This is a genomic window from Peribacillus sp. NPDC006672 (genome assembly GCF_050274955.1).
Classification (GTDB): domain Bacteria; phylum Bacillota; class Bacilli; order Bacillales; family DSM-1321; genus Peribacillus.
Genome location: NZ_JBNNOR010000027.1, coordinates 1 through 15,882 on the forward strand (window position 1 = coordinate 1; position 15,882 = coordinate 15,882).

16 protein-coding genes and 1 riboswitch are annotated in these 15,882 nt (G+C 41.3%); of the genes, 10 read left to right on the forward strand and 6 right to left on the reverse strand.

What is annotated here, in order from left to right; genetic code table 11:
• Nucleotides 1-102: 102 nt before the first annotated feature.
• Nucleotides 103-759 (reverse strand): TVP38/TMEM64 family protein, encoded by a 657-nt coding sequence (locus ACQKKK_RS24655; RefSeq protein WP_427619763.1) that lies wholly within the window; start codon nucleotides 757-759, stop codon nucleotides 103-105.
• A gap of 120 nt (nucleotides 760-879) precedes the next feature.
• Nucleotides 880-1,365, reverse strand: a complete 486-nt coding sequence (locus ACQKKK_RS24660; protein WP_427619764.1) for a QueT transporter family protein — start codon at nucleotides 1,363-1,365, stop codon at nucleotides 880-882.
• 6 nt (nucleotides 1,366-1,371) lie between these two features.
• A riboswitch (PreQ1 riboswitch) is annotated at nucleotides 1,372-1,416 on the reverse strand.
• A 160-nt stretch (nucleotides 1,417-1,576) separates the two neighbouring features.
• On the opposite strand from ACQKKK_RS24660, the gene ACQKKK_RS24665 reads away from it, so the two are divergent.
• Both ACQKKK_RS24665 and ACQKKK_RS24670 read left to right on the forward strand, forming a co-directional pair.
• On the forward strand, nucleotides 1,577-2,098 hold the full coding sequence (locus tag ACQKKK_RS24665; protein ID WP_427619765.1) for a YbaK/EbsC family protein: 522 nt from the start codon (nucleotides 1,577-1,579) through the stop codon (nucleotides 2,096-2,098).
• Between the two features lie 220 nt (nucleotides 2,099-2,318).
• Complete coding sequence (locus ACQKKK_RS24670) at nucleotides 2,319-3,131, forward strand: hypothetical protein (RefSeq protein WP_427619766.1); 813 nt, start codon at nucleotides 2,319-2,321, stop codon at nucleotides 3,129-3,131.
• An 86-nt stretch (nucleotides 3,132-3,217) separates the two neighbouring features.
• Here the strand turns inward: ACQKKK_RS24670 and ACQKKK_RS24675 are convergent, their stop codons facing one another.
• Nucleotides 3,218-3,514 carry a DUF3892 domain-containing protein gene (locus ACQKKK_RS24675; RefSeq protein WP_427619767.1) on the reverse strand — a complete coding sequence of 99 codons (297 nt, stop codon included), beginning with the start codon at nucleotides 3,512-3,514 and terminating at the stop codon, nucleotides 3,218-3,220.
• Between the two features lie 275 nt (nucleotides 3,515-3,789).
• On the opposite strand from ACQKKK_RS24675, the gene adhP reads away from it, so the two are divergent.
• On the forward strand, nucleotides 3,790-4,803 hold the full coding sequence (gene adhP, locus ACQKKK_RS24680) for an alcohol dehydrogenase AdhP (RefSeq protein ID WP_427619808.1): 1,014 nt from the start codon (nucleotides 3,790-3,792) through the stop codon (nucleotides 4,801-4,803).
• A 42-nt stretch (nucleotides 4,804-4,845) separates the two neighbouring features.
• Here adhP and ACQKKK_RS24685 read toward each other — a convergent pair whose 3' ends face one another.
• From ACQKKK_RS24685 to ACQKKK_RS24695, 3 genes are read right to left on the reverse strand one after another with little or no spacing between them, the layout of a single operon-like run.
• The gene (locus ACQKKK_RS24685) at nucleotides 4,846-6,276 is read right to left on the reverse strand and encodes a sigma-54-dependent transcriptional regulator (RefSeq protein WP_427619768.1); all 1,431 of its coding nucleotides are present in this window, start codon (nucleotides 6,274-6,276) and stop codon (nucleotides 4,846-4,848) included.
• Nucleotides 6,277-6,280: 4 nt separating this feature from the next.
• Nucleotides 6,281-7,897, reverse strand: a complete 1,617-nt coding sequence (locus ACQKKK_RS24690; RefSeq protein WP_427619769.1) for a GAF domain-containing sensor histidine kinase — start codon at nucleotides 7,895-7,897, stop codon at nucleotides 6,281-6,283.
• 12 nt (nucleotides 7,898-7,909) lie between these two features.
• Nucleotides 7,910-9,058, reverse strand: a complete 1,149-nt coding sequence (locus tag ACQKKK_RS24695; RefSeq protein ID WP_427619770.1) for an iron-containing alcohol dehydrogenase — start codon at nucleotides 9,056-9,058, stop codon at nucleotides 7,910-7,912.
• A gap of 274 nt (nucleotides 9,059-9,332) precedes the next feature.
• Between ACQKKK_RS24695 and ACQKKK_RS24700 the strand changes: the two genes are divergently transcribed.
• The 7 genes from ACQKKK_RS24700 (at nucleotide 9,333) to ACQKKK_RS24730 (ending at nucleotide 15,800) form a co-directional block, all read left to right on the forward strand.
• Nucleotides 9,333-10,739, forward strand: a complete 1,407-nt coding sequence (locus tag ACQKKK_RS24700; RefSeq protein WP_427619771.1) for a M28 family peptidase — start codon at nucleotides 9,333-9,335, stop codon at nucleotides 10,737-10,739.
• A 244-nt stretch (nucleotides 10,740-10,983) separates the two neighbouring features.
• Nucleotides 10,984-11,409 carry a YwqH-like family protein gene (locus ACQKKK_RS24705; RefSeq protein WP_427619772.1) on the forward strand — a complete coding sequence of 142 codons (426 nt, stop codon included), beginning with the start codon at nucleotides 10,984-10,986 and terminating at the stop codon, nucleotides 11,407-11,409.
• Complete coding sequence (locus tag ACQKKK_RS24710) at nucleotides 11,409-11,699, forward strand: YwqI/YxiC family protein (RefSeq protein WP_427619773.1); 291 nt, start codon at nucleotides 11,409-11,411, stop codon at nucleotides 11,697-11,699. Before ACQKKK_RS24705 ends, ACQKKK_RS24710 begins: the two co-directional genes overlap by 1 nt.
• On the forward strand, nucleotides 11,696-13,849 hold the full coding sequence (locus ACQKKK_RS24715; protein ID WP_427619774.1) for an ADP-ribosyltransferase: 2,154 nt from the start codon (nucleotides 11,696-11,698) through the stop codon (nucleotides 13,847-13,849). The genes ACQKKK_RS24710 and ACQKKK_RS24715 overlap by 4 nt, the downstream gene beginning before the upstream one ends.
• Nucleotides 13,850-13,858: 9 nt before the next feature.
• Nucleotides 13,859-14,887, forward strand: coding sequence for an ADP-ribosylglycohydrolase family protein (locus tag ACQKKK_RS24720; protein ID WP_427619775.1), 1,029 nt, complete (start codon nucleotides 13,859-13,861; stop codon nucleotides 14,885-14,887).
• Between the two features lie 249 nt (nucleotides 14,888-15,136).
• Nucleotides 15,137-15,361, forward strand: coding sequence for a hypothetical protein (locus tag ACQKKK_RS24725; protein ID WP_427619776.1), 225 nt, complete (start codon nucleotides 15,137-15,139; stop codon nucleotides 15,359-15,361).
• A 247-nt stretch (nucleotides 15,362-15,608) separates the two neighbouring features.
• Nucleotides 15,609-15,800: a hypothetical protein gene (locus ACQKKK_RS24730; RefSeq protein ID WP_427619777.1), complete on the forward strand. Its 192-nt coding sequence runs from the start codon at nucleotides 15,609-15,611 to the stop codon at nucleotides 15,798-15,800.
• The last annotated feature ends 82 nt before the right edge of the window (nucleotides 15,801-15,882 follow it).

The following is a 15,882-nucleotide window of genomic DNA, read 5'->3' on the forward strand; positions in this document are numbered from 1 at the left end:
TACCTTGATTATAAAACAAAAAAAGGTAGATTTCCTCAGAATAAACTGAGAAAATCTACCTCTATTGGCCCGAAGGGACTTTTTCAGTGCCCTCCAATGCGGTCACCTGTTTTTTCTGAATAAGGATAGTTTCTTTTTCTTTTTTGCACGCTTATAGATAATGAAAAATAGTAAAAAGAGGAGTGCAAGTGCAGCTAGCGTATATTGGTTCATTTCAACAGATAGGAGTCCATATGGGATTAGCGATAGAAAGAAAAAGTATATAAGGTTGCCTAGTGCCGTCGCTAATAAAAAATCCTTGAAAGTGACGGTGCTGACTCCAGCAGCCAAGTTAATTAAACTTGTTGGGATAAGCGGGAAAATCCTGCCTGTAAAAACGTACATGAAACCATGCTCCACAACAGTTTCTTGCCATTTTTTGCCCATTTTCTTTAAAAGAAGTTCCTGAAACCAGTTTCTTGCTGCATAAAAAATAAACCCTGACGCAACAACACTTGTAAACCAACTCCATAGGTAGCCATAAATGAATCCGAATATCGTGACATTGATAGTCAGGAGCAATATTAAGGGGATGATTGTAAATGAATTTTGGACAAACATCAATACGAATGTCACAATAAATGTAAGTAATAAGTTTTCCATCAATATGGCAATAACTGAATCCAAGTCACTTTTCCAAATCAAAGTAAATAATTCTGCATTTGAAAAAATAAATAATGCCATTACCAATAGACCGGTTAAGGTCAGGACTTTTTTCAAAGGGTCACCACCATTCTGACTAATAGTTTATCATTTTCAAGTTAATTGGTGAAAAAAGAGCTGTCGCATGATGCTGACAGCTCTTTTCCATTATAGTGGGTTAACGACGCGAAGATTCCTTTAAAGCCACTTTTCAAACTGAATTCTTTTGTTCATTCCATAAATGATTGGCGCACCAATCAAGAGGACAACGAACTCACTGATAGCCGTGGTCATCCAGCTTAACAAGAATGGTAAGCCAAAGGCAAGGTTCAGTTCAATTGCAATTAAAAACATTGTGAATGTGAAAAAGATAATCGTGACGATCATTCGTCCTTGAATGCTTTTTATGAACCGAGATACAAAAATGACAAGCAATAAGGCGAGTACTGATTGCCCCACCCCGAAAATCAAATCAAATGGCACCATCGGCGAAAAGAGCAGATTCGATATGAAGACGCCGCCCACGATACCGTAGATATATTTTTTATTGAATACAATCAGATGATTCAACATTTCCGGTACACGAAATTGGAACATCTCAAAAGCTATTGGTTTAAACACCAATGAGACCGCCACATACAAGGCAGCCAATAACCCGTTTATCACGAGTGTACGAACATTCATTTTACTCTCTCCCTAGTTTTTTATCGTGGGATGGTTACGAACCACGTTTAGGCTTTTGCCCGAAGATTAATAGTATCTCATGTAACCTTGTTTGGTCAATTTGTAAAGAATGGTTTTAATTTATAAGGCAAGGGAAGTCCAAAAGGATTTTGATTTATTGCAAGGAAGGATGATATTATTTTTATATGTACGTCAAAGGAGTGAATATAATATGTCTATCGAGAGTGTCAAAAGCCATTTTAAACACTGGGACCGGGAAGGCGATGTAATGGAGTTCCAAACATCGAGTGCTACGGTGATTGAGGCAGCAGAAACTATCGGCGTTATCCCCGCGCGGATCGCTAAGACTCTTTCTTTTAGGGGGGAAGGTGAACATGCGATTTTGGTTGTAGCGGCAGGGGACGCAAAAGTGGATAATAAGAAATTTCGTCAGGTGTTCGGATTCAAGGCACGAATGTTATCACCTGAGGAAGTGCTCGAACAGACAGGCCATGCCATCGGAGGAGTTTGCCCATTTGGACTGGCAAACGATCTAGATGTTTTTCTTGATGTATCGATGAAGCGCTTTGAGTCATTGTTCCCGGCATGCGGCAGTGCGAACTCTGCAATAGACCTTACACTTGTTGAATTGTTTGAATATTCAGGAGCAAAGGGTTGGGTGGATGTTTGTAAGGCTTGGGAAGGAGAGGGGAATGAGGAAACGGCGGTAGGCAATGCAGTTGATGGCATTTGATTTATGGTGCCAAAAAGATCCAGATGAATGGGATTGAGTCCACTTGGGTGGACTTTATTTATTGGTGACATGGACATTTTATTATTCAGTTAGCGCTAAAAGCTTTATAAACTTGTTCGAATGCGATTGCTCCAAACCTTCTGCTGAGGCAATGGCTCTATAATTAAAGCGGTTCGTGATTGGTAAAACGTGCAGAAAGTTCTTAAGCGGAGGATGAAAGATGTTAATTGGAAGCCATGGAAAAAGCAATAGCAGCTATCTTAGTCTTAAAACTCTTTATGAAGAAAATATCACGGTAAAGAGCATAGCCCAGGAGCTTGAGTTTTGCCATAAAAACGATATGGCGCTGGATATCCAGAAAGCTCTAGAAAAAAAGAATTTTGATATATTGGCAGTGCAAGATCAAGGAGAAATCATCGGATATATAGAAAGGGAAGAACTAGGTGAAGGGAGCGTTTCGGATTATTTAAGAAACTTTTCACCAAGGGAAATGGTTTCGGATTCAACCCCTTTGATCCAGCTTCTCCATATTTTTAAGAATAAAACAAGGGTGTTCGTATTAGAGAATAATTCAATTAAAAAGTTGATCACCCATGCCGACCTTCAAAAGCCTCCAATCAGGATGCTCATATTCGGATATATTACCTTATTGGAAATGAGGATGAGCGATATCATCATAGATAGATTTGGCGATGGCACCTGGCATCCAATGATCAGCGAAGACCGTTTAGAAAAAGCAAACGAATTATATAGGAGGAGAATCGATAAAAATGAAGATATCAATTTAATAGAGTGCCTGCAAATCAGTGATAAATTCGATATCATCCATAAGGATAAAGAACTGAGGTGCTTCTTCCAAATCCCTTCTAAAAGTAAAGGGAAAAAGGATGCAAATGCCATCCGGAAATTACGTGATAAGATTTCCCATGCTAATGAACTGGGTCTGGACATGTCGTGGATGGAAATCATTGAGGTTGTCGAGTCCTGTGGCCAACTGCTCGAAATCTCTGAATTTTATCAGTATGAGAATTAAGGATCCGGCTATCATGCTGGTTCTTTTTTTATTGTTTAGATCCAGGCAGAAAAAAACTGCCCATATCAGGCAGTTTCCCCGTAAACTCAAAACTCCGGTAGTTGATCCAGATTATTTTCTTTTATCCCATCGGGCTCACTCCGCAATATGTCACGTCCATATTTATGAAATACGTCAACGTTGGCCAGGTTGCCCGCTTTGGCTTCCGAGAGGGCAGTGGGGTAGTCGAGCTCGCGGCCGGAGTCCGTCTTGATGGCGATAATATTGTCCTCTTCATTTTTCCTTACGGCGATGATTTCTTCTTTTCCTGCTGAATCAAGTTTGTTTGCTTGCGGTGTTCCCTGCTGTTTATAGGATTCATAGGCTTTTTCAAATTGGTCCATGTTTTGGACACCTCCTATTTATAGGGTGAGCTATTTGGTCTGCAATATACAAACCGGATTTCGTCCGACTTGAGCCGTTAATTCGTCCAGAAGTGCCGACTTTTCGGCACTTTTTTTAAGTGAATGCTGTTGTCTTGGCCTTTTGAAGTGGCATGGCACTTGCATCTTGTATTTGTGGTAGTAAGAAAAATATCCACTTAATTAAGGGAGGAATATGAATCATGAATGTAAAACAAGGGGAAAGCACTTTCAATGCAAAACAACAGGTTAAGACAATGAAGGCAGCAGTCGTCAATGAATTTAACCAAGAACTTGAGATTAAAGAAGTACCCATCCCAGAATTGGTTTATGGTGAGATATTAGTGAAAATTAAAGCATGTGGTGTGTGTCATACCGATTTACATGCGGTACATGGCGATTGGCCGGTTAAACCTAAACTTCCGCTTATCCCCGGACATGAGGGTGTAGGCATTATAGAAAAGGTGGCAGAAGGCGTAACTTCCTTGAAAGTAGGTGACCGTGTTGGGATCCCATGGCTTTACTCGGCCTGTGGCGATTGTGAGTATTGTCTGACTGGAAGGGAAACGCTTTGCTTGGATCAACTGAATGCAGGCTATTCCGTGGACGGTGGATATGCAGAATACTGTAAAGCACCTGCCAAATATGTGGTGAAGGTTCCTGAAGGGCTTGACTTTGCGGAAGTTTCACCGATTTTCTGTGCGGGTGTAACGACTTATAAAGCACTTAAAGTATCAGAAGCAAAACCTGGTGATTGGGTAGCAATCTATGGAATTGGCGGATTGGGACATGTTGCCCTTCAATATGCGAAAGCGATGGGCTTTAATGTCATTGCTGTCGATATTCAAGATGATAAGCTTGATCTGGCAACGGAACTGGGGGCGGATTTCACTGTTAATGGGCTTAAGACTGATCCTGTACAAGCCATAAAGGATAAAGTTGGGGGTGTGCAGGCAGCCATTTCTGTAGCGGTTACGAAAAAGGCATTCGAACAGGCTTATAGTTCAGTCAAGAGGGGCGGGACACTGGTCGTAGTTGGATTGCCGAATGATGAACTTCCAATCCCGATTTTTGATACAGTACTAAATGGGGTAACGGTAAAAGGGTCAATCGTAGGCACGAGAAAAGACTTACAGGAAGCTGTTCAATTTGCAGCTGAGGGAAAAGTCAGAACGAATATTGAAACAAGAACACTTGATGAAATCAACGACGTGTTTTCAATGATGGAAAAGGGGGAAATCAACGGACGCATTGTATTGACGCTAGAATAGGAACAGAGGAGGATGTCCTGGAACGGGGCATCCTCCTTTTTATTATGTCTGGTTCTTCTCATTTAATATATAGCGGAGTTTCCTTATGGATATCTGCAAGCGTTTGGCAGCTTCATTCCGATTGCCGTAGGTTTTTTGCAGTGCCTGCATGACGAGTTCCTTTCCAATTGTGGATTGAAGCTGTTTGATTTCCGTAAGGATTTCTTCAAGCATCAGTTCATCTTTCTCATTAAAGTCAGCCACCAGCTTTTTTCGCCACTCTTCAAGAAGGTTTTCAGTTGTCTGAATCTCATTCGGAGGCTCTTTCTTGTTCGGAGTGATCTGGCTTTTAGTTAGAGAGATATCATTGGCGGTTATTTCCGACTTATGGTCTGCGAGAGTCAACGTGCGCATGACCACATTAGATAGTTCGCGTATGTTGCCTGGCCAGTTGTGTTGCTGTAACTTTTCAATGGCTACATTGGAAAAAGAGATATCTCCCTGACCATTTCTCTCAATCAAATGCCGGACAAGCAGGGGAATATCCTCTTTACGTTTCCTTAAAGGCGGGATTTCTAGAGTCACGACGTTCAGTCGATAAAATAGATCTTCCCGGAATTTTTTTTTGTCAACTGCCTGCTGCAGGTTTTCATTGGAGGCCGCCACTAAACGGGCGTTCGTCCGTAATGTCCCGCTGCTGCCAACCCGCATGAATTCCCTCGTTTCCAAAACTCGAAGTAATTTGACTTGAATGGCCGGACTTGCATCAGCAATTTCATCAAGGAAAAGCGTCCCGTTCCCTGCAATTTCGAAAAAACCCTTTCTCAGCTGGGTCGCTCCGGTGAAAGCCCCCTTTTCATGACCGAATAATTCGCTTTCAAGCAGGGATTCAGAGATCGCTCCACAATTGATGCCGATAAAAGGCTCATTGTTTCGGGGGCTGGCTATGTGGATGAAGCGTGAAAGCACTTCTTTGCCGCTTCCGGTTTCTCCTTCGATTAATACATTGACTGATTTTTGGGCAACCTTGAAAGCCGTTTTAATCAAACTCTTCATTAAAGGACTTCCACCGACAATGAGTCCTGATTCCTCGGATAGCTTATGGATGAAATGTTGATTCGAATCTTCATTTTCATTCAATAGGTTGTCAATTTGCCTTTCCAATACTTCAATATCCACAAAGGGTTTTTCCATATAATCGCTTGCGCCAAGTTTCATTGCATCAACAGCGGTCTTGACGGTGCTGTATCCGGTCATGATCAGTACCTTGCAATGCGGCTGCAGTTGCTTTAGATGCTGCAGGAGGGAAAGGCCATCACAATCCGGAAGCTTCAGGTCTATCATTGCAACATCAAAACGCTGCTGATTCCAATCGATTTCATGAAAATCCTTCCCGCTGTTCACAACTTGTACGAGGTAACCCTTCATCGTAAAAAGGCGGGATAGAAAAGTCCCAACTTCTTTCTCATCGTCAACCACAAGTAACTGAATCACCTTATCATCCCCTTTCCTCTTCTGTTTGTAAGGGAAGCCTCAGGAAAAAAGTGCTTCCTTTTCCTGGCGTGCTCAAAACGTCAATCTTGCCTCCATGGTCTTTGGCGATGCCAAGGCTTACAGATAGTCCTAAACCTGTACCTTTTTCCCGGTCTTTAGTCGTATAAAAGGGATGGAATATGAAGGGCAGGCGTTCTTTTTCAATCCCTGTCCCGTTATCAGTAACCTGAATCACCATGAACTTGTCTTCTGAATAGGTAGTGATTGCAATCGATTTTTCCTTTAGAGCGGACTCATCCAATGCGTCCTTGGCATTCAATAGCAAGTTGATGATGATCTGTTCTATCTGCGGCTGGCTGCCCTTTATGAACGGAAGGTCTTCCTGAAGGGAAAGATGGAGGGAAATTTGCTTCTTCCCAAGTTGAAACTTCAAAAGGTTCAGAACCTGGTGAATGGCTTCGTTAACAGAGTAATAGTGGAATCTATACTCATCCTGCCTTGAAAAGGTAAGCAGACTTTTCACTATTTGCCTGCATCGGTCACCGCAAATCTTAATATCATTCAATAGCATATAGTCCAGATTGTCCTGTGGGGTTTTCCGTAATAAAATCTGTGAGTTACCAAGAATGGCCGTTAATGGGCTATTCAATTCATGGGCAATCCCTGCTGCCATTTCACCAATCGCCCCAAGTTTACCGGCATGTAATAGCTGGACTTCCATCTGTCTTCTTTCAGTGACATTTTTATAATAAGCAATGACCCCATATACTTGATGCTCCTTATTCTGAATCGGGTAGGCATGCATTTCCAAGATGGTATCATTCTGAAGGAGAATTTCCTGAAATCCTGGCTTATTAAATGAAAAGGTATCTTGAATCAGAGATTGGGATTCTTCAATTAAAGGAACCAGGTCGGGAAAGTCCCGGGCAGAATCATTGGATTGATAGACAGATCCTTTGTGGTCAAAGACGATGATCATATCTTCAACTGCCTTGAACGTATCTTCCCACTCCTGTTTGGAATGAAGAACTTCCTTATAAAGCTGGGCATTCTCCAAAGTCAGTGCAAGCTGATTGGATAGTTGCTCAAGAAAATCCAGTTCATCTTTATGCCATGTTTTCTTTTTCTTCCTGCCAAAAGTCCAAATTCCGATTTTTTTACTTTTTCCGTACAAAGGAACTAATAGAAGTGTTTCAATTTCAAGGGATATTAGACGTTCTTTTTCTGGGAAGTCCGGTAACCGTGTAACTTCCACCTGAATGGGCTGCTTGTCTTTCAAGACGGACGAGAAATCCTGAAAAGGGTGTAACAGGTTATTGGAATCCATTTCAAGTTCGCAGTGACCATTGGGGCAGATATGAAGCAGGGCAGGCTCTTCTTCATACAATATGACAAAATGACTGTCATCGAATATAATGAGCTGCTTGAGTTTGGCAATGACATTTCGGAGAATCTCCTGGATGTCGATTTCAATATTCATATTTTTAGTGATGTCATTCATAATTTCAAGCTGCATATTTTTCTTCTTCAACTGATCCACGGTTTTCTTAAGTTCCGTGTAATACGTTTTTTTTGAAGATTTCACACCTGTCATTAAATCTATCAATTCAAGTTTGTTCATGCCTTTCACCTCTTAAAGGGCTGTAAGAAGCAGCTGATTAATCTGTTCTAATGACATATCACGAGGATTTGTGACCATGCAGGCATCCTCAAGAGCGGTCATCCCTATGGGATCTATCATTTCTTTCGTAATGCCGACATCACTTAAACTCCTGGGAGCCCCTATATCCTGGGATAATTCCCTTACGAAGTGAACGGCTTCCATTCCTGCTTGCTGCTCGGTCAATGCCCGTGTATCGATGCCCATGATGTCAGCCATCTCGCTGAATCGCGTTGGTGAGGCAATTCGATTGAAATCCATGACATGGGGAAGCAGTATCGCATTGATTTCACCATGCGGAAGAAGGTATTTTCCGCCAATTGCATGTGAAATGGCATGGGCCGCTCCCAAAATGGCATTGGAAAAGGCTAGTCCAGCTTGCAGGCTCGCCATCGCCATCGCTTTTTTTGCTTCCTCATTATGCCTGGATGCTACAGAGGGGCGTAAGTGCCGGGAAACGATGGACAACGCGTTTTTAGCTTGTACATCGGTCAACGGTGTCGCAGCGATTGAAACGTAGGATTCAATGGCGTGGGTTAAAACGTCCATTCCAGTAGCCGCGGTCAAATCCGGTCCCAAGGTGGTTAAGGTACCAGGATCAACTATTGCAATATCGGGGACGAGTGATTTTGAAATGATCGTCATTTTTTTCTCGCGGAATGAATCGACGATCACCGAAAACTGAGAGACCTCTGATCCTGATCCAGCCGTAGTCATAATCATCACCATGGGTGGGAGGGGAGAGTGGACTTTATCAACACCTTCATAATCACTGATGATGCCACCATTCGTAGCTAAAAGGGCTACCCCTTTGGCGACATCCAAAGCACTGCCTCCTCCCAAACCAATGATGGCATCGCATTCTTGGTCAGTAAATGCCAAACAGCCGGCTTCGATCTCCGTGTCTTTCGGGTTGGTCGTCAGTTCAATGAAAGTAGCAAAAGCAAGACCCACATCTTGGCAGGATTCAATGACTTTATCTAACCAGCCAGCATTGGCAACACCGGAGTCGCTGATTATCAGCGCCTTTTTGGCACCCAACCGCAAGCAGGCCTCGCCAGCTTGTTCAATCGAACCTTTTCCAAAAATAACTTCCGGCATCACAAATTTAGTTATCGACATCTTCGCGCCTTCTTCCCTGATTAAAGTTATTTTCTCTTTGTACTATTTTCCCGAAGAAAGGCGAAAATCCTGTTTGAATCCCAGGAATTTTTATATAATGTGACAAATTATTAAATAAAATAAAGCTTTTGGCGCGGGTCAAATCCCCTGCTAATTTCTTTGATTTGTAAATTCGGTACTTTAGGCATGGATTAATAGGGATAAACCTACCTAGTTAGAATTTTCTGTATATTGTAAAATAATGGAGTGAATCTATTAAACTGGGAGGCAATCTATGAAAAAACAATTTCTATCCTTATCATTAGTCGCAGCCTTAACAATCGGAGCAGCCGGGACCACTACTACTGCTTTAGCAACACCGAATTCTTCTCCAGTACATCATGCGCCGTCCACAGACAAGCAAATCGTTAAAAGGATCGATGTCGACAAAATCTACAAGAATATTGAATACCTCTCACAAACACCTCGAGTAGCCGGTACAGAATCTGAGTATAAGGCCGTCCAGTTCATCAAAAAGCAGTTCGAATCTTATGGCTATAAAGCCGATATTGAAGAGTTCAATTTTTTATCCTATACAGACCCAAATCTGGTCGAGTTGTCCGTTGACGGATTTGATGGGGAAATCCAAGCGAACCATTTAACCTATTCAGTAAATGGTGATCTATCCGGTGAAATGGTATACGCCGGTTTAGGAACGAAGGAAGAGCTTGAAAAAGCGGGTGTTACTGGGAAGATTGCCCTTATTCAAAGAGGCAGCATCACTTTTGCAGAGAAAGTATTAAATGCAGCAGAAAAAGGGGCAGCAGGTGTCATCCTATTCAATAATACAGATGGGGAATTAAATGGAACCCTTGGAGGGGCTAATGATAAGTATATTCCATCTGTCACGATAACGAAAAAGGATGGAGAAGCCCTGCTTGAAAAATTGAATGCTGGAGTTAAACTGACAGCATCATTTAAGATTGAAGGAGCTTATACCGGAGAGAAAACCTCTCATAACGTGGTGGCAACAAAAAAAGCAACCAAGACCATTAAAGCTAAGAAGAGCGATATCATTTATATCACTGGACATCATGATTCCGTCGCTGGGGCACCTGGAGCGAATGATGATGCATCAGGCACGTCCGTCACACTTGAACTTGCACGTGTACTGAAGAATCTTCCTACAGATACGGAAATTCGCTTCGTCACCTTTGGGGCCGAGGAAAATGGATTGCTTGGTTCACAGAATTATGTGGAGAACCTCTCTGATGATGAGATCAAGCGGACGATTGCAAACTTCAACCTTGATATGGTGGGAAGCAAGGACGCTGGAGATTTGGTCATTTTGACTAATGATGGAGAATTGAATCTTGTGACCGAGCTGGCTCAGGCATCAAGTACAAGGCTGAATGGTGAGCCTACTCCATATGGACAAGGCGGACGAAGTGACCATGTATCTTTCGCTGAGGCTGGGATCCCCGCTGCTTTATTCATCCACAGTCCATCAGAACCTTGGTATCATACTCCTGATGATTCCATTGATAAAATCTCAAAAGAAAAGCTTCAAGATGTTGCTGGGATTGTCGGAACCGCTGTCTATGACCAAGCTAAAATCGAAGCTAAAAAACCTGATCCAAATCATAAAAAAGGGAAAAAGGTGAAAGCTCCGCATTTATTGGACGAAAAGGAAATCAGATAATGCAGTAAAATGAGTATGAAAATTAGAGGGTGCAGCCTGCACTCTCTTTTTATGTTCATAAATGGAAATACAGGGGTGAAAAGTCTAATCTGGAATTGGTGTGTATGGGAAGGATTTCCTAAACCTCTAGCATAAATAGCTTATTTATCCCTATTTAACTGTAAGACTATAATCCTTATAATGAGAAATATGAAAAAAATGACAGTCTGCCAAATGAGAATAGTTGTTTGAGGTGGTTTTTTAGATGTATGCAAATTCATTGAGTGAAATTCACTCTGCCCTCTCCAGTAAAATGTCCGATGTGAATGAAAAAATCAATCGTTTGGAGCAGGCAAAAAGACAAATCAAAGAAGAACAGAATTCCTGTCTCGGGGAAATCGTTAAAATTAAAAATCCGGACTTAGCAAAAAGCTGGACGGGAAACCGTGCAGAAGACTTCCAAGATGCCCGCAGTGATGCATACAAGGAAATGTCAACAATCATTCATGATGATTATGACGACTATCAAGAGAAAATCGAGGGAAAGATCACGTTTCTGAATATAGAGAAAAAGGCTCTAAGTGCAGCAGGCACCATAGCCCATGAAGCGGATGTTCTTTTAGGTAAAGGGGAAGCCGTCATAGATCAATTGGAAAGAAAAATATCATATTTAAAAGGGTGGTTGTTTTAATGACGACAATCAAACTGAATCATCCTGCCGTAACGAAGCAAGTCGATCAGGTGAAGACGGCACTTGGTACAGTCAAGCTTGGAAATTTGCCGGCAGGCGAGCTTGGCAACAATAAATTGGAATTCACCTCGAAATGGATCGACCGGGAAACGAACCTGGAGAAGGTCTTTGAGCAATATATCAAAATCGTCCAGAAAAATGTGGAAGATACCCGTGCCAACATTGACTTATTAAAAGAACAGGATGAAGCCATCGCCCATACATCTTCACATGGGTATCCTACGCGATGAAAATATATGAAGCCAAGACATTGACGGCCGCAACAAAGTCGCGTGCCAAGCAATATGAAGAACTAAAGAAGGAAGTCGCAGCCTTGAAAAAGGAATTTCAGGGGATCGTCGGCCTGGATAACGAGTTTCAAGGAGCTGGTGCCGCCGCCATCAAAAGCTTCTATGAAGCGCAAATCGAGGTGGCGGACGCCTGGATGGAACTATTCACTACCCAGATCAGTTTTTTGGAAGGCATTCCGGCCAGTCTGGAAGAGGCGGACCTCTCCGGAAATACGGTGGTCGAGGTTCCCTTTTTAGATGGGGAAGTCTCGAACGGCATCAACCAAGCGAAGTCGCTTGTCGATGAACAAGCGAACGATCTTCAAAAGATCCTCGATACCATTGACGATATCCTGCCTCTTGATATGTTCGACCAAAAAGACTTTAATGAAAAGATCACGCTTGCCGGACAGAGGCTGGATGACACCGTGACGAAGGTCGAGAATGTCGACAGGCAATTGGTCGAGGAATATGATGTGTCCGTCGGCCAGGAAAACGTGGCCGTTGGCCTTTTCCGCGCCTTGCTTGATGCCACCAAACAGGACGGCAACGTTTCGCCGATGACTTTCAACCAAAAGGCATTTAAAAATAGTGAAGTCTATCAAGTGAAGGATGAAGTAGCCGGTCAGATGAAAGACTATCAGACCTTCAAAAAGCAACAAGCCGAAGCCAAGGAAATCGAACGCGAAATGGAAGAGCTCGAAAACCGCCCATGGTATGAAAAGGCCTGGGATACGACAAAAACCTTTACAGGGGAATTCACGGGATATTATGATTCAATCAGGGCATCAACCGGAGTCGATCCAGTAACGGGCCGCAAGCTGTCCGAAGCCGAAAGAATCGCCGCCGGCGCCATGGCCGCCGCTGGATTCATCCCTGTCGTCGGCTGGGCCGGCCGGGCCATCAAAGGCGGAAGCGCCATCTACAAAACGGCCAAAGGGCTCAACGCAGCGAACCACGCGCTCGACGCCTATAAAACGACAAAAGGCTTTAGCCTCCTCCAGAAAACCGAATACGGGATATACGGCCTCCTTGCAGCCAACGGACTAGGAGAAGCGGTCACCGGCAAAGACATGTTCGGCAACCAACTGACTGAGGAACAGCGCCAGAATGGGCTGTTGATGGCTCTTGGAATCGGCGGAGTGGCAGGTGCGGCCAAGGTTGCTGATAAAATAGCAAGTGGTACAAAGTTCATCCCTTACAGCAAGGAATTTGCGCAAAAGCAGGTTCAGAAGGTTCAAGCCATCATTAACGGTATGGGCAATGCCACATATGAAAATGTGATAAAGGTGGGCAAAGCCACCGGTAATGTTGCAAAAACAACCGGCCGTTTTATTGCTAATGAAACAAAAACCTTTAAGGATATTGTCGTATCCCATGGGAAAGCGGCTGGCCGGGCTATTGGTGAAATCAAAATGCCCGTTCTAAAACCATCCCTTCAACCTGCTGGGCATAATATGGTTGGATTAGAAGCTGATTCAGTAAAAGTGAAGGATTTCGTGCAGAAATTTAGTGTTAGAGGTGGTGCCAGTGAAGCAAACCCTAAAATTAGTAATATAACAGAAGCTCATGAATGGGGTAATAAAAACTATACCAATTGGTTGAAATCCTTAAATGAAAGTGAAAGAAAGGCTATTATTAAATATACTGGAATTGACTATCAATATATTAATAATTTTCTAAGAGGAATCGATGATTCTTTACATGGCATAGATATGCAGGTTATTGATGATATTAAAAGTGGACTTAATAAAGCAACCGTTCCACATAATATGCAGGTATATAGAGGAACTGACTTTAGACCATTTGAAGGTATTTTTAGCATAAATAAATATGGGAATATAGATGTTGAATCTTTAATAGGCAAGACTATTAAAGATGAAGGATTTATTAGTACTGCGATTGTAAAAGAATCTTCCTTTGATTATAAAGAAGTTTTATGGACAATTAATATACCCCAAGGAGCAAAAGCTGCCTATGTCGGCGATATTAGTAACGTCCCTGATGAGGCCGAATTACTTCTCAATGCAGGTCAAGAGTTGTTCATAAAAGAGGCGAATGAAGATGCAAATGGTAAATTGCATCTTATACTAGACTTAATTAAAAAGTAGGTGGAACGAATGACAGGCAGAAGAATGGTAGACAGATGGGAAGACGATAGTAAAAATTTTTTGAGATTTAATCTAAAAACAAGAATGTTACCAAGTTTGTATGGCGGTATTATTGGAGACATGCTCGGTGTCCCAGTTGAATTTAAAAAAAGAGGGACTTTTACTATTAATGATATAACGGGATATGGAACCTATAATCAGCCGCCAGGCACTTGGTCGGATGATACTTCGTTAACTTTATGTTTAATTGAAAACATAATTGAAAAAAGCGATTCAGCGGAGCTAATGCAAAAATTCGTTCAGTATATGGAATCTGGTTATTGGACACCACATCATGAAATGTTCGATATTGGCAGAACTACTAGTGAAGCCATAACCAAGTTTAAACATGGAACGCCAGCGCCAGAATGTGGCGGAAATGCAATGTTTGATAATGGGAATGGGGCGTTGATGAGGATCGCTCCAGTGGCATTTATCCTTTTTAATAACTTTAATTTCATTGAAAAAATCCAAACCATTAAAAAATATACGGAAGTTACCCATGCACATCCGCGTTCTGTGGTAGGTTCCATTATTTATGTCGAGTTTTTACTTAGACTTTATTATAATAATTCTCCAGAAGTTTCAAAAAGGGAAATAAAAGAACTTTTTGATGAGAATTTTGATCAAGATCATTTATACCAAAAAGAGCTGCAATCCTATTCAAGAATTTTTGAGGAAGATTTCTTTTCATTACCACAAGAAGAAATTCTGTCAGATGGTTATGTCGTTCATACGTTAGAAGCAGCTATTTGGTGCTTAGGAAATTCAGATTCATTTAGCGATGCCGTTTTAAAAGCAGTGAATCTAGGGGATGATACGGATACAGTTGGTGCCATTACAGGAACAATGGCAGGTATGTACTATAAAATGGACGACATTCCTAAAGAATGGGTTGAAAAAATTACCAGAAAAGAAGACGTTGATGAATTAATCAATCAATTCCATAGTTTTTGTGCAGATAAAGCAATTAAAGAAGAGTATGGGGCTGATATGTAAATCATTCATAAAAAACCTCGAAGAAAAATGAAATAACCCCCTTATAATGGACATAATAAAAGTCCTTTATAGGGGTTTTTTTATGTCCTTAAATAAATTCCTATTTATAATCAAAAATGATTTTAAAAGGCTATGTTAAAGGAAGGAAGCAGTTTGTTTTTGGATGAAGGAAATTAAATAATGGGAAAGAGTATAGATTCATTGAATCTGATACAGTGGAAGCTATTGAATTAATTAGCAATGATAAAAATGATATGGACAACTTATTACAGAAATAATATTTACACGAAAATAGTAGGTGTAAATGAAGTTAAAGAATTATATTCTATTAATCCCTATGCTATATATGAGGGAGAGCTGTTTCCAGCATCAGAAGAAAGAAAAGCCGGAAAAGTATTGTTGGAAACAAACACTGAACTTGCTAAACAGATGGGTTTGAACGAACAGATAAATTTATGTACTCCAAATCTGTAGAATGGGATGAAGTGGAGATAATCGAGGAGAGGAAACCCTATTCATTAGATTAATTTCCTCATTTAATACACCTTTAAGGTTAAGGGGCTATTTTTGCCACTATTACATAAACCGTTTCCATGTAAACCATTTATTGAGGAGTATTTATTCGAAAAGTGGGTATAAAGTATTAAGCGGACTTTCATTTAATATCTAGCACTAAGTTTTCTTTATTTTGAATAAGGAGAATTTGGTGGGAGGTGATTAAATGAGAAAAGCCTTTGGTATAAAAAGTTTAATAATTTACCTTGAGTCGGTAAATTATCCAATTACCGAAGAGGAAATCAATGATCTAATATTAAATAAAAAGATACCCCATCTCAGACCCATCAATAATTTACTGATTTTTAATTTAGATCATATTGATGGCTGGCTTAGTGATCAGCAATTAAAACCATAGTTAATTGAAGCCCTGCTTTAAGTGGGGCTTTGATTAATGGGTTGTACCTGTTATCTATGTCTATTGATGATATCACGTGTAT

What these genes read in the sequence shown, in the direction of transcription:
- ACQKKK_RS24660 (WP_427619764.1), bottom strand. Translation starts at nt 1,365, where the DNA reads ATGAATGTTCGTACACTCGTGATAAACGGGTTATTGGCTGCCTTGTAT.
- ACQKKK_RS24675 (WP_427619767.1), bottom strand. Translation starts at nt 3,514, where the DNA reads ATGGACCAATTTGAAAAAGCCTATGAATCCTATAAACAGCAGGGAACA.
- ACQKKK_RS24715 (WP_427619774.1), top strand. Translation starts at nt 11,696, where the DNA reads ATGAAAATATATGAAGCCAAGACATTGACGGCCGCAACAAAGTCGCGT.
- ACQKKK_RS24725 (WP_427619776.1), top strand. Translation starts at nt 15,137, where the DNA reads ATGATATGGACAACTTATTACAGAAATAATATTTACACGAAAATAGTA.
- ACQKKK_RS24705 (WP_427619772.1), top strand. Translation starts at nt 10,984, where the DNA reads ATGTATGCAAATTCATTGAGTGAAATTCACTCTGCCCTCTCCAGTAAA.
- adhP (WP_427619808.1), top strand. Translation starts at nt 3,790, where the DNA reads ATGAAGGCAGCAGTCGTCAATGAATTTAACCAAGAACTTGAGATTAAA.
- ACQKKK_RS24670 (WP_427619766.1), top strand. Translation starts at nt 2,319, where the DNA reads ATGTTAATTGGAAGCCATGGAAAAAGCAATAGCAGCTATCTTAGTCTT.
- ACQKKK_RS24720 (WP_427619775.1), top strand. Translation starts at nt 13,859, where the DNA reads ATGACAGGCAGAAGAATGGTAGACAGATGGGAAGACGATAGTAAAAAT.
- ACQKKK_RS24695 (WP_427619770.1), bottom strand. Translation starts at nt 9,058, where the DNA reads ATGTCGATAACTAAATTTGTGATGCCGGAAGTTATTTTTGGAAAAGGT.
- ACQKKK_RS24690 (WP_427619769.1), bottom strand. Translation starts at nt 7,897, where the DNA reads ATGAACAAACTTGAATTGATAGATTTAATGACAGGTGTGAAATCTTCA.
- ACQKKK_RS24730 (WP_427619777.1), top strand. Translation starts at nt 15,609, where the DNA reads ATGAGAAAAGCCTTTGGTATAAAAAGTTTAATAATTTACCTTGAGTCG.
- ACQKKK_RS24665 (WP_427619765.1), top strand. Translation starts at nt 1,577, where the DNA reads ATGTCTATCGAGAGTGTCAAAAGCCATTTTAAACACTGGGACCGGGAA.
- ACQKKK_RS24710 (WP_427619773.1), top strand. Translation starts at nt 11,409, where the DNA reads ATGACGACAATCAAACTGAATCATCCTGCCGTAACGAAGCAAGTCGAT.
- ACQKKK_RS24700 (WP_427619771.1), top strand. Translation starts at nt 9,333, where the DNA reads ATGAAAAAACAATTTCTATCCTTATCATTAGTCGCAGCCTTAACAATC.